At 73.7% G+C, this 13077-nt stretch carries 10 protein-coding genes; 5 read left to right on the forward strand and 5 right to left on the reverse strand.

The features are described 5' to 3' along the window. The first annotated feature begins 78 nt into the window (after positions 1-78). Positions 79-204, forward strand: a complete 126-nt coding sequence (locus JX575_RS19870) for a hypothetical protein (RefSeq protein ID WP_260988503.1) — start codon at positions 79-81, stop codon at positions 202-204. Positions 205-369: 165 nt separating this feature from the next. Beyond that, on the forward strand, positions 370-939 hold the full coding sequence (locus JX575_RS18835) for a YceI family protein (protein WP_186339567.1): 570 nt from the start codon (positions 370-372) through the stop codon (positions 937-939). 323 nt (positions 940-1262) lie between these two features. Here JX575_RS18835 and JX575_RS18840 read toward each other — a convergent pair whose 3' ends face one another. Then, positions 1263-2990 carry a DEAD/DEAH box helicase gene (locus JX575_RS18840; protein ID WP_241005257.1) on the reverse strand — a complete coding sequence of 576 codons (1728 nt, stop codon included), beginning with the start codon at positions 2988-2990 and terminating at the stop codon, positions 1263-1265. Between the two features lie 107 nt (positions 2991-3097). Here JX575_RS18840 and JX575_RS18845 point away from each other — a divergent pair, with 107 nt between their 5' ends. The 3 genes from JX575_RS18845 to JX575_RS18855 all read left to right on the forward strand — a co-directional run bounded on the left by JX575_RS18845 (position 3098) and on the right by JX575_RS18855 (position 5959). Further along, on the forward strand, positions 3098-4015 hold the full coding sequence (locus JX575_RS18845; protein ID WP_186339569.1) for a GNAT family N-acetyltransferase: 918 nt from the start codon (positions 3098-3100) through the stop codon (positions 4013-4015). A gap of 110 nt (positions 4016-4125) precedes the next feature. Further along, a complete protein-coding gene (locus tag JX575_RS18850) occupies positions 4126-5046 on the forward strand; it encodes a response regulator transcription factor (RefSeq protein WP_186340347.1) in 921 nt (306 codons plus the stop codon). A 172-nt stretch (positions 5047-5218) separates the two neighbouring features. Continuing rightward, positions 5219-5959, forward strand: coding sequence for a response regulator transcription factor (locus tag JX575_RS18855; protein ID WP_186339570.1), 741 nt, complete (start codon positions 5219-5221; stop codon positions 5957-5959). Between the two features lie 19 nt (positions 5960-5978). On the opposite strand, the gene JX575_RS18860 is transcribed toward JX575_RS18855, so the two are convergent. The 4 genes from JX575_RS18860 to JX575_RS18875 form a co-directional block, all read right to left on the reverse strand. Beyond that, positions 5979-9059, reverse strand: coding sequence for an FtsX-like permease family protein (locus JX575_RS18860; protein WP_186339571.1), 3081 nt, complete (start codon positions 9057-9059; stop codon positions 5979-5981). Positions 9060-9123: 64 nt separating this feature from the next. Continuing rightward, the gene (locus tag JX575_RS18865; protein ID WP_186339572.1) at positions 9124-11484 is read right to left on the reverse strand and encodes a hypothetical protein; all 2361 of its coding nucleotides are present in this window, start codon (positions 11482-11484) and stop codon (positions 9124-9126) included. Positions 11485-11521: 37 nt separating this feature from the next. After that, positions 11522-12169, reverse strand: coding sequence for an ABC transporter ATP-binding protein (locus JX575_RS18870; protein ID WP_186339573.1), 648 nt, complete (start codon positions 12167-12169; stop codon positions 11522-11524). Further along, positions 12166-13053, reverse strand: a complete 888-nt coding sequence (locus JX575_RS18875; RefSeq protein ID WP_241005258.1) for an ABC transporter ATP-binding protein — start codon at positions 13051-13053, stop codon at positions 12166-12168. Before JX575_RS18875 ends, JX575_RS18870 begins: the two co-directional genes overlap by 4 nt. Positions 13054-13077: the final 24 nt, after the last annotated feature.

The raw sequence follows: 13077 nt of genomic DNA on the forward strand, positions 1-13077 counted from the left end.
GCGCGTCAGGTCGTTCGGAGTCCCCTCGGGTGGAGACCTGCTAGGTTGGGTGAACAGCAGGTGAACGAGAGGTGTCCGATGAGCACGCAGACGATGACCGACCGCCCGGTCTGCACATGGACCCCGGTGACCGACGCGTCGGGTCGCACCCGCATGGAGGCGCGCTGGTCGACCTCCTCGGTGTTCTCCGCCCAGGTCGCCTGACGCGGTCCGCATCCGAGCCACGTCCCCACGCGGGGGCGTGGCTCGTGTCATGTCCGGACGCCGATCACGTCCGGGGAGGAATCTCTGGCTGTTCGGGAATGAACCCAAGGCATGGGTCGTTAGGATGGTTGAAAGTTCTACCAACTACCTGACGAGGGAGCCCTCATGAGCACCGGATTCGACGCCTCCACCACCGCCATCGACGACATCTCGGGCGACTACACGATCGACGTGACCCACAGCCGCCTCGGCTTCGTGGCCCGTCACGCCATGGTGACCAAGGTTCGCGGCCAGTTCGGCTCGTTCGACGGCACCGCCCACATCGACGAGGCCGACCCGTCCGCGTCCAAGGTCGACATCTCCATCGACGTCGCCTCCATCGACAGCGGCACCGCGGACCGCGACGGCCACCTCCGCTCCGGGGACTTCTTCGACGTCGAGACCTACCCCAAGCTCACCTTCTCCTCCACCGACGTCACGCGCGACCGCACCACGTGGACCATCACCGGCGACCTGACGATCAAGGACGTCACCAAGCCGGTCACGATCGCCTTCGAGCAGACCGGTTCGGCCCGCGACCCCTTCGGCAACGTGCGCGTCGGCTTCGAGGGCGAGACCACCGTCAACCGCAAGGAGTGGGGCCTCACCTGGAACGCCGGCCTCGAGACCGGCGGCGTCCTCGTCTCCGACAAGATCAAGCTCGAGTTCGACGTCTCCGCGATCCGCAACGCCTGAGTTGTCGAGTGGGCGCGTCCTGACGCCCCCATCCGGTCGAGTGGGCGCGTCCTGACGCGCTGAACCCCTCGAGTCGGCGCGTCCTGACGCACGAAATGGCATCGAGTCGGCGCTTCCTCACCAGTTCATGGTGCGGAGGCGCCGACTCGACGCATTTCGAGGCAGCTCGAACGCGCCGACTCGACGGGCCTACTCGGTCAGGACGCGCCCACTCGACGTGCCTACGCGGTCAGGACGCGCCCACTCGACGTGCCTACGCGGTCAGGACGCGCCGACTCGACGGGCCTACTCGGTCAGGACGCGCCCACTCGACACCTATGCCGTCAGCGGGGGTTCTTGCCCTGGTAGCCGCCGCCCTTGCGGTGGCCACCGCCCGAGCGGCCGCGGAAGGGGCCGTTGTCGGGCTTGATCTCGATCAGCTTGCCGGAGATCCGGGTGCCGGCGAGGCGCTCGAGGGTGCCGGGCGGGAGGTCGGCGGGGAGCTCGACGACGGAGAACTCGGGCTTGATCGAGATGTAGCCGAAGTCGCCGCGCGACAGGCCGCCCTCGTTGGCCAGGGCGCCGACGATCTGGCGCGGCTCGACCTTGTGCCGCTTGCCGACCTCGATGCGGTAGGCCGCCATCGGCTGGCCGCTGCGCGACTCGCGCGGGCTGCGGTCGGCCTTGCCGCCGTGGCTCGAGCGCTCCTCGAACGAGCGGGTGCGCGGCTCGGGCTCGGGGTCGAGGAGCAGCGGCTGCTCGCCGTGCATCACCGCGGCGAGGGCGGCGGCCACGTCGACCTCGGCGACGCCGTACTCGCTGACGTAGTGCGAGACCACGTCGCGGAAGAAGTCGATCCGCTCCGGCTGGGTCAGCGCCTCGGTGATCTGGTCGTCGAACCGCGAGAGCCGCGTGGCGTTGACGTCGTCGACGCTCGGCAGCTGCATCTGCGTCAGCGGCTGCTTGGTGGCCTTCTCGATCGCGCGGAGCAGGTGCCGCTCGCGCGGGGTGACGAACGCGATCGAGTCGCCGCTGCGACCGGCGCGGCCGGTGCGACCGATGCGGTGGACGTAGGACTCGGTGTCGGTCGGGATGTCGTAGTTGACGACGTGGCTGATCCGCTCGACGTCGAGGCCGCGGGCCGCGACGTCGGTGGCGACGAGGATGTCGAGCTTGCCGGCCTTGAGCTGGTTGACGGTGCGCTCGCGCTGCACCTGCGCGACGTCGCCGTTGATCGCCATCGCGGAGTAGCCGCGGGCGCGCAGCTTCTCGGCGAGCGTCTCGGTCTCGTTCTTGGTGCGGACGAAGACGATCATCGCCTCGAAGTTCTCCACCTCGAGGATGCGCGTGAGCGCGTCGACCTTCTGGGGGTAGGAGACGATGAGGTAGCGCTGGGTGATGTTGGAGGCCGTCGACGTCTTGCCCTTGACCGAGATCTCGACGGGGTCGTTGAGGTACTTCTCCGCGATGCGGCGGATCGCCTTGGGCATCGTGGCGGAGAAGAGCGCGACGTCCTTGTCGGCCGGGGTGTCGGCCAGGATCGTCTCGACGTCCTCCGCGAAGCCCATGTTGAGCATCTCGTCGGCCTCGTCGAGGACCAGGAACCGCAGCTCGCTGAGGTCGAGCGTGCCCTTCTCGAGGTGGTCCATGACCCGGCCCGGGGTGCCGACGACGACGTGGACGCCGCGACGCAGCGCCGAGAGCTGCACGCCGTAGCCCTGGCCGCCGTAGATCGGCAGCACGCTGACGCCCTTGATATGGGCGGCGTAGCGCTCGAACGCCTCCGAGACCTGCAGCGCGAGCTCGCGGGTGGGTGCCAGCACGAGGGCCTGCGGGGTCTTCTGCGAGCGGTCGAGGCGAGAGAGGATCGGCAGCGCGAACGCGGCGGTCTTGCCGGTGCCGGTCTGGGCGAGCCCGACGACGTCGCGGCCCTCGAGCAGCTGCGGGATCGTGCGCGCCTGGATCGGCGAGGGGGACTCGTAGCCCACGTCCGCGAGGGCCTTGAGCACCTCGGCGGAGAGGCCGAGGTCGGAGAAGGTCTGCTCGGGCGCTGCGGGCTGCTCGTCGTTCACGCTCACCACGGTAGGGCCTCAGGCGGCAAAGTGGGATTTCGCGCCCGCCCCCGTGGACGGCGATAAGCGCGCGACAGCAGGCAACGTGAGGCAGCACACTCCCCTGCATGTCGACTCGCGCCGCCACCCTCCCCGAGGGCCTCACCACCCGTCCGCTCCGGAGGTCCGACGCGGGCGCCGTCCACCGGCTGATGGTCGCCCAGGAGCTCGAGGACATCGGGCAGGTCGCGATCGAGGAGGCCGACATCGTCAGCGACTGGGCGCGGCCCAGCCACGACCTCGCCGCACGCTCGGTGGGCGTCCTCGACGGCGACACCCTCGTCGCGTACGCCGAGCTGACGGGCGCCGACCGCGCCGACACCGCGGTGCTCCCCTCCCACCGCGGCCGCGGCATCGGCACCTGGCTGGCCCGGTGGCTCGTCGACCTCGGCCGCGACCTGGGCTCGCCGGCCGTCGGGATGCCAGTCCCTCAGGGCTCGCCCGGCGACCGCCTGCTGGAGTCGCTCGGCTTCCGCGTGCGGTGGACGAGCTGGGTGCTCCGGCTGCCCGAGGGCGCCACCGTGCCCGCGCGACCGCTGCCCGAGGGCTACGTCGTGCGCACGGCCGCCGCCGGCGAGGTCCGCGCCGCCCACGACGTGCTGGAGGACGCGTTCCTCGAGTGGTCGGTACGCGAGCGCGAGCCGTTCGAGGACTTCGAGGCGGCCACGACCGGCCGCCCCGGCTTCGAGCCGTGGAACCTGCGCGTGGCGCTCGACCCGGACGGCACGGTCGTGGGGGTCTCGCTCGTGCTCGTCTCCGACGAGGGCACCACGGCGTACGTCGACCGGCTCGCGGTGCGGCGCGACCAGCGCCGCCGGGGGATCGCGCAGGCGCTCCTCGTCGACTCCTTCGCCCGCGGTCGCGAGCACGGCACGCGCACCTTCGAGCTGGGCACCGACTCGCGGACCGGCGCGCTGCCGATGTACGAGCGGGTCGGGATGGCGGTGGAGCAGGTCTGGGTCAACCGGGCGATCGACCTGCGCTGAGCCGACGGTGACGGGTGACAGGGCGACAGGGGACGCCCGGCGCGGCCGCGTCCATCCCCGGTCTAGACAGGCCGTCGCCCCGTCAGACCGTCCCTATGTCTGGCCCGGGGATGGCATTAGCATCGAGCGACGCCGCTCGGGCGGCGCACGGCGAGGGCGTGGGGCCCTTGTCTTCGCATCTGTGGGGGTTTGACGTGCAAGAACTTCATGCTTTGGTGGTCGAGGACGATCCTGACATCTCGTCAGCGCTGGTGGAGACCCTCGAGGGGGCCGGTTTCCGGGTGACCTCGGCGCCGGACGGACGACAAGCGGTGAGCGTGGCGGCCAGCGACCCGCCCGACCTGGTCACCCTCGACCTGACGCTCCCGCACATGGACGGCATCGAGGTGTGCCGTCGCATCCGCGAGACCAGCGACTGCTACATCGTGATCGTGTCCGCGCGCTCCGACGAGGTCGACAAGCTGATCGGCCTCGAGGTCGGGGCCGACGACTTCGTGCTCAAGCCGTTCTCGCCGCGCGAGCTGCGCGCCCGGGTGGCTGCGCTGTTCCGCCGGCCCCGGACTGCGGCGGGGGCCGACGAGTCGGCGTCCGGTCGCGGTCCGCAGGTGCCGAGCCCCGCGCAGCCGGTCGAGGAGCCGACCACGATCTCCGCCGGGGCGGGGCTCGTCATCAACTCGGCCCGCCGCGAGGTGCAGGTCAACGGCGCGATCGTCGATCTGACCCGCATCGAGTACGACGTCCTGGAGTACCTCGCCGTCCACCTGTCCCGGGTCTGCACCCGCGAGGAGATGGTGCTGGCGATCTGGAGCAGCGCCCTGACCCACGACCACCACCTCGTGGACGTGCACGTGGCCAACCTGCGCGGCAAGCTGCGCCGGCACTCCGACGCCACCTGGATCCACACGATCCGTGGCATCGGCTACCGGATGGACCGCGAGGAGGACGACGACCAGGAGCGGCGCTCCGGGGGAGGACCCTTCCTCGTGGCACGCATCGACTCCGACGACCGGGCCCGAGGCCTGGACTTCTGAGCCGTCCGCTCCCCCACCCGCCGGTGCCGTCCGGCGGGTGCGCGTGGGGCCGATTCACCACATGACCCACCGGTCGCCGCCTAGCATCGGTGCAGGGGGTCTCGCACGCCGACCGGTTTGAGCCGTCCGCGCGCGGGGTAGGTGAACGGTCAACCAGGGGAGTGGACTGATCATGGATGCACGCACGGCCGTCGTGGTCGAGGACGACCGCGACGTCGGCGACGCCATCAGCCAGCTGCTCGACCAGGCCGGCTTCGACGTCACCGTCGCGACCACCGGCGCCGACGCCCTCGCGCACATCGCCGAGCGGCGCCCCGATCTCGTCACCCTCGACCTCACGCTCCCCGACATCGACGGGGTCGAGGTCTGCCGCCGGATCCGCGCGGTCAGCGACTGCTACGTGATCGTGATCAGCGGCCGCACCGCCGAGCTCGACCGGCTCATCGGTCTCGAGGTGGGCGCCGACGACTACGTCGTCAAGCCGTTCTCGATGCGCGAGCTCCAGGCTCGCGTCGCGGCGCTCTTCCGGCGCCCGCGCACCACGGAGGCCGGACCGGAGCCCGCGCCCACCCTGGTCGCGGTGCCCGACCCGCCGGCGACGCGGCAGGAGGGGTGCCGCGACCTCAGCATCAACCGCGACGCCCGCGAGGTCCTCGTGGAGGGCCGCGAGGTCGGCCTCACCCGCACCGAGTTCGACCTGCTCGCCCACCTCGTGGCCAACCCGGGCGTGGTCGTGCCCCGCGAGGAGCTGATGCGCGCGGTCTGGGACAGCGACTTCGTCCCCGACAGCACCCACGTGGTCGACGTCCACCTGGCCAACCTGCGCCGCAAGCTCCGCGCCGCCGCCACCGGCAACCAGTGGATCCGCACCATCCGCGGGGTCGGGTTCCGCTTCGACCCCTGCTGCGACTGACCCCCGGGCGTCGGACGCCTCAGCGGGCCGACTCGCGCAGGGTCGCGCCGCGGGCGCCGCGCACGGTCATCGACGCGCTGGCCAGGGCGACGGCGCCGAGGACGGCCGCGGCGAGCAGTGCCAGCACGGCCAGGCGCAGCGGCGAGATGGCGGCCACCAGCGCGGGCGTCGCCGGATCGTCGGCGTAGCCGAGCGTGATCGTGCGCAGCACCACCCACTGCGCCAGGGAGCCGGCCAGGATGCCCGCCAGCGCGGCGCTGCCGAGCACGACGGCGAGCTCGCGCACCACGGCCACCATCACCGCGGAGCGGGGTACGCCGACCACGCGCAGCGCCGCGGCGTCGCGGCGGCGGGCCGGCAGCTGGACCGCCGCGCTGACGAACAGGCCGGCGAGCGCCATCAGCAGCACCAGCGCCGCGACCACGCCATAGAGGCGCAGCGCGAGGGCGTAGGCGCTCTGGTCGAGCACCTCGCGCTCCTGCTGGAGGGTGGTGCCGACGGTCAGCCCGGCGCTCGAGAGCGCCTCGGTGATCGAGGACGGCGTGCCCTCACGCGCCAGCACGTGGGTGGTGACCAGGTTGTCGTAGACGGGGCGGTCGGTGACGAACGAGCTGTAGTCGACCAGCAGCCCCGACGGGCCGGTGAAGGGCATCCCCTCGATGGCGCCGATGCCGCCGATCGGGTCGACGGGGATCAGTCCGAAGCCCTCGTCGAGCTTGGCGATGGCCCGCGCCTGGACGCCCGGCCCGGCCAGCGCCGGCCGGTCGCGGGTGATGCCGCCGGCGGTGAGCCGCGCCATGCCGACGGAGTCGCCGGTGTCGACGTCGAGGTCGAGGGTGCCGTCGACCTCCCGCATGCCGGTGATCGAGGTGCGCACGGCGGGGTCGGGGGTCGGCGTCCAGCCCGCGCCGGCGATGGCGTCGGGCACGGGCGTGCCGTCGACCGCGACCTCCTCCAGACGGATCGTCCCCGACATGCGGGCGTTGGTGCCGGCGCCCCCGCCGAGGGTCATCCCCTCGAGCGTGCAGCCCTCCCGGCAGAACGACACCCGGGCCGAGCGGCTGCTCTCGCCCGGCGGGAACGGCCCGAGGTAGGCCTTGAGCGGCACCCCTCCGCGGCTGCCGAAGCGGAGCTCGACGGACAGGCCGTCGTCGAGGTCGGCCCGGTTGTCGACGGTGAGCGTGATCCGCCGGCCCTCGAGCGTCGGCACCCGGCCACCGGGCGCGATGGTGTCGGCGACCTGCTCGACGTCGCGGCCCGGGCTCCACGTGGGCGGCCAGGTCGCCACGCGCGCCAGCCGGCTGCTGTCGACGACCGAGAAGTTGGCCCCGGGGTTGGAGACGCTGGCCGCGGCCATGATCCACTCCCCGTCGGGGTCGACCCGGCGGGTCAGGTCGACGGCCTCGGAGATGGTGAGGTTGGTCGACCACGTCGTGGCGGCCGGCGAGGCGGTGGCGGCGACGCTGGTGCGCCAGGTCGCGGCGGAGTCGTAGACGCCCGCGCCGAAGACGGCGACCGCGATGGCGGCGGTGATCGGCAGGATGACGAGCGTGCCCTCCTGGCGGCGCGAGATCGCGCGCGAGGACACGAAGCCGCTGAGCGAGCGCCCGCGCGAACGGTGGGTCCACCACGTCGCGAGCATGGCGGTCAGCCGCGTCGCCGCGAGCCCGGCCACGACGGCGAGCAGCACCGGCAGGACGAGGTCGGTCGCGTCGGGCTCGGCGGGGCCGCTGGCCGACAGCTTGCTCGCCAGCGTCGCGACGGCGAGGGCGAGGAGGGTGAGCTGGGCGATCACCGACCAGCGGCGCGCCGCCACCGGGCGGCGTACGCCCGAGAGCTGGGAGGCGAGCGACTCGCGGACCACCAGGCCCACGGCCACGCAGGCGACCGCCACGGCCGCGGCGAGCACGAGCGCGGCCGCGACCCAGCTGGCCGCCGGCAGGGGCAGCGGCAGGCCGGGCACCAGCCAGCTCCGCACGAGCACGACCGCCAGGCCCAGCCCGAAGGCGACGCCGAGCGGGGTCGCGACCAGCAGCAGGGTGAGCGGCTCGGCGAGCCCGAGGCCCCACAGCCTGCGGGACGTGACCCCGCGCAGCGACGCCAGCGCCAGCTCGGGCACCCGCAGCTCGCTGGCGGCGTTGAGCAGGCGCATCAGCAGCGCCAGTGCGACCAGCACCAGCGACAGCACGGCCGGCGCGATCGAGCTGCGCGCGGTCGACTGCTGGAAGCGGACCTCCTCGACGACGTCGGCCAGCGAGTTGGTGTCGTCGGAGCGCAGGATGCCGCCGACGACCTCCACGCCACCCTCGCTGGGCACGGCCGAGGCGGATGCCGCGGCCTCGTCGAGCTGCTCGGGGGTGAGGTCGGCGGGGACGGCCAGGTGGGTGTCGACGCGCACCGTCCAGGAGCCGGCCGCGGTGATCGTGTCGTCGGTGGTGATCAGCGGGGCGGGGGCGAACGGCTGGTAGCCGCCGCGGATGCTCTCCTGCTCGTTGGTGCTGGTGAGCCGTCCCGGGATGAGCCAGTCCTCGCTCGTGCGCGGGGTGAGGTAGGTGCCGACCACGACGACCTCGTCGATGCCGGGACGCGGCAGCCCGAGGGCCGCCACGCCGTTGGGCTGGAAGATCGCGAGGTCCAGCGGCCGGCCGATCTCGGCACCGGTCTTCTCGAGGTCGGAGGCCAGCATCAGCACCTCGCCGCGTGCCTGGGGACAGCGTCCCTCGACCTCGAGCGTCTCGCAGGCGTCGGTGCGCGCCCAGAAGGTGACCACGCCGCGCAGGGCGCTGAACCGCTCGGACTGCACGATCGGCACCGGCTCCTGCCAGGGGCCGGTCGTGAGCTCCTCCGAGGCGTTGACGGCGTCGGTGCGCGCCTCGCCGAGGGGGGTCCCGGGGTCGGGGGTGAAGACGCGGCTCAGGCCGGTGAGGCCGGCCGGGGTCTCCTGCAGGCGGGTCACGACGTAGGAGTTGGTCACCGCCTCGGAGAAGACCGGGCCGAGCACGGCCGAGCCGACGGCGAGGGCGCTCAGCAGCACCGAGCCCGCGGACAGCAGCGCCCGGGCCCGCAGTCCGCGGACGATCGCACCGAACAGCTGGATCATTGCGGGGTCCCCTCGGCGTCGGTCGGAGGAGCGCAGCGGGGGCGAGGGACGTCGTGGGGTGGGTTCACTGGCCCTCCTCCTCGCGCAGCAGGCTGGGGCGGGTCGTGGCGGCGCGCACGGCCCGCGCACGGCCGCCCACCACCACGACCGCCAGCGCCGCGATCAGGGCGGGGACGACGAGCGGCCAGGCGTGGGGCGCGGTGTCGAGGGGCAGCCCGGCCACCGGGACCGCGAGCAGCGGGAGCCCGTCGAGCAGCAGCCGCACCGCCAGCCAGCCGCCCGCGACCACCGCGGCCAGCGCGAGCACGGTCAGGCTGGCCAGCTCGGTGCGCCCGGCGCGCCGGGCGGTGCCGGTGGAGATGCCGAGCACCCGCAGCGACGCCACGTCGCGGCGGTAGTCGCGCAGGTGGCGCGCCACGCCCGCGCCCAGCGCGAGCAGCGCGACCAGCGCGCAGGCCAGGGCGGTGAGGGCGTACGCCACCGACTGGGCACCGCCGAAGCGCTCGCCGAGCGACTCGCGCACGGCCGTCCGGGAGCGCCAGCGGGTGCCGGTCGCCTCGGCGACCCGGTCGAGGACCTCCTGGGGGGCGCCCGCGCGGGCCACCACCTGCACCTCGGCCGAGGGGACGGTCGGCCCCGACCCGACCGCCGAGGTGCGGATGTCGGCGAGCGTGCCGATGCTGCCGAGCAGCGGCAGCGACCGGGCGACGCCGACCACCTCGGTCACCCGGTCGTCGCCGCCGAGGTCGAGCGCCTGCGGCGCGGCCTCGTCGGCGACCAGCACGGGCACCTCGTTAGCGCCCAGGTCGAGGTCGAGCTCGAGCGCGGTGGCCGGCAGCATCGCCACCTGGAGACCGTCGGGGCGGTTGACCACGAGCACCGCCGGGGGCTCGTAGTTGCGGAAGAACTGGTTGGAGAGAGCTGCCTCCACCGACGACGGGTCGGGCACCCACGGCTGGGCGAGCAGGTCGGTGCCACCGAGGGTGAGCTGCTCCACCAGCACCACGAAGTCGTTGCCGTCGATGAGGCCGCGGCTGTCTCGGTCGAGCGAGAGCCCGGTCACGACGCAGCCGTCGGTGCACTCGTCCACCCGCACGGCGCGGCGGGCGGGGGTGCCGTCGGTGGGCACGTCGAGGGTGACGGTGACGGCGCCCGAGCTGTTGGCCGCGGTGACGTAGGACAGCGTCAGCACGGCGCGCGCGCCGCCGACCTCGGTCTCCTGGCCGTCGGGGCCGCGGAGGGTGCGCACGGGCGGCAGCTCGATCCCCGAGACCGCCACCGTGAGGCGGTCGCCGGCGACGCGCACCGGGGCGAGGCCGGTGGCGAGGCGCCCGACGGCGTCGGACGCCGCCCGGGCGGGGGTGTCGTCGTAGAAGTCGCCGACCACCCGCTCCCAGCGCGCGGCGTCGACGTAGGCGCGGCGCTCGGCCAGCCGGTTCTCGTTGCGCACGATCGCGGTGGCGACGAGGTGCTCGCCCTCGGGGTCGGTCTGCTCGGTGAGGGCGACGGCTCCCATCGCGCCGAGCGCGGTCGCGTCGATCGTGCGCTCGCCCGGCACCTCGACGGCGGCCTGCTCGTCGGTCCAGCCGCTGACCGCCACCGCGCCGCTCAGCGCCAGGGCCCCGACGACGCCGGCGGCCACGACCAGCCGGACGGGGGTGACCAGGTCGTCGGCGCGCGCGAGCCGTCGCGCGGCCAGGAACGCGCCCAGGCCGCGCCTCTCGGTCGCCGGGGTCAGCACTCGGGCCGCGATCCGCACCACCCACACCGCGACCTGCCCGAGCGCCAGGCCCACCAGCGCCGGGCCGAGCAGGACGACCAGGTCGGGATCGCCGTCGCCCTCCCGGCTGCGGTAGGCCGCGACCGCTGCGCCGACGAGGACGAGCACGCTGAGGAAGATCGCCAGCGTCGTCGCCCGGCGCGGCCGACGCCGCGTCGAGACCTGGGCGGCGAGCGGCTCGCGCACGGCCGAGGCCGCGGACAGCGCGACGATCAGCAGGCCCACGCCGGCGATGGCGGCGGCCGCGAGCAGCGCCGTACGCCCGAGCGCCGGGGCGGCCTCGCCGAGCCAGGTGGCGCTCGCCCAGACGGTGCCGGCCGCGCCGACCGCGAGGCCGAGCAGGGTGCCGAGCACGATCGCGAGCAGCGGCTCGACCAGCAGGAAGCGCCACAGCCGCACCCCGTGGACGCCCCGCAGCCGGGCCAGGCCCACCTCCTCGCGGCGGGCCACGGCGAGCTCCGCGCCGATGCTCGGCACCGCGACCGCCCCGAGCAGGAGCAGCGGGGCGCTCAGCCAGCGCGAGGTGCCGGCCGCCTCGGCGAACTGCAGCACGGTCACGGCACCGCCGACGACCACCAGCGACATCAGCACCAGCGTGGTCAGGGCACCGCGGCGGCTCCAGGCGCCGCGCAGGACTCGGCTCAACGACCCGGCCTCTCCGGTGCCGCGGACGGACGGGCGGTCACCGAACGACCCGGCCCTCGTCGAGCGCGATGTGCAGGTCGCACGCCTCCACGACGGCGGGGTCGTGGGTGGCCACCACGACGACGGCGCCGCGGGCGGCCTCCTCGCGCAGCTCGGCCAGGACGACACCGCGGTTGCCCTCGTCGAGCTCGGACGTCGGCTCGTCGGCGAGCAGCACGTCGGCGCCGACCACGAAGCCGCGGGCGCAGGCGACGCGCTGCATCTGGCCGCCGGAGAGCTCCTCGACCTGCCGCTCGCCCAGGTCGGCGATCCCGAACCGCGCGAGCGCGGCCTCGGCCGCCTCGTCGGCGTCGGCGGGCGCCACCCCGCGTGCGCGCAGGGCGATGGAGACGTTCTCCCGGGCCGACAGGATCGGCACCAGGCCGTAGACCTGGAGGACGAACGCCACCTCGGGCAGCGGGTCGCCGCTGCCCGTCCACATCTCGCGTCCGTCGAGCTCGGCGGAGCCCGAGGTGGGCTCGAGCAGCCCGCCGGCGATGGAGAGCAGGGTGGTCTTGCCGGACCCGCTCGGACCCGACAGCGCGGTCACCTTGCCCGCGGGGAAGGTGACGCTCACGTCGTCGAGGAGGGTGCGCCCGCTGACGTAGGTGATGGCGTCGAGCCGCAGCTCGCGCGGCTGGCTCATGCCTGGGATCCTTCACTGCTGGCGCGGGTGACGATGATGCGGCCCTGCTCGTCGTCCTCGAAGCGGACGAGCGTGCCGGGGGGCCACTCGGCGGCGATGTGGCCGGGGAGGTGGAGGACGCCGTCCTCGCCCACCACGGCGTACTCCGAGCCGCCGTGGCCCTCGGCGCCGACGCGGCCGCCCTTCATCGTCACCGTGCGCGGGAAGGTGGCGGCCACCTCGGGCTGGTGGGTGACCACGACGATGGTGGTGCCGAAGTCGTCGCCGAGCGAGTGGATCAGGTGGAGCACGTGGTCGCGGTCGGCGTGGCTGAGCTGGCTGGTCGGCTCGTCGGCGAGGAGCAGGCGCGGCGACGTCGACACGGCGCAGGCCAGCGCGAGCCGCTGGCGCTGGCCGCCGGACATCGTGGAGACCACCTGCTCTGCCTGGTCGAGGAGCCCCACGCGGTCGAGCAGCTCGGTGTCGGCCAGCGCGTGGTCGCGGTCGCCGCCCGAGAGCGAGAGCCGGGCGAACGCGATGTTCTGTCGGGCGGTGGCGTAGGGCAGCAGGTTGCGGGTGGCGCCCTGGAGCATCGTGGATACCTGCCGCGAGCGGATCCGGGCGAGGTAGCGCTCGCCCATCCGCGAGACCTCCTCGTCGCCGAGGTAGATCTTGCCGGCACTCGGCTTCTGGATGCCGCCGAGGAGCGCGAGGAGGGTCGACTTGCCCGACCCGCTCGGGCCGAGGAACGCGACCCGCTCGCCGGGCCGGATGGTGAGGTCGACGCCCCGCAGGGCGACGACGTCGTGTCCGCCAAAGGTCTTGTAGAGGTGGACGACCCCCTCACAACGGACGCCGAGGCCCCCGGTGCGGGTCTCCTCGACCACGGCCGCGCTGTCCCGCACGATGCCCTCAACTCTCTGTAAAGA

The sequence above is a fragment of the Nocardioides sp. zg-1228 genome (genome assembly GCF_017086465.1).
In the GTDB taxonomy this organism is placed as follows: Bacteria; Actinomycetota; Actinomycetes; order Propionibacteriales; family Nocardioidaceae; genus Nocardioides.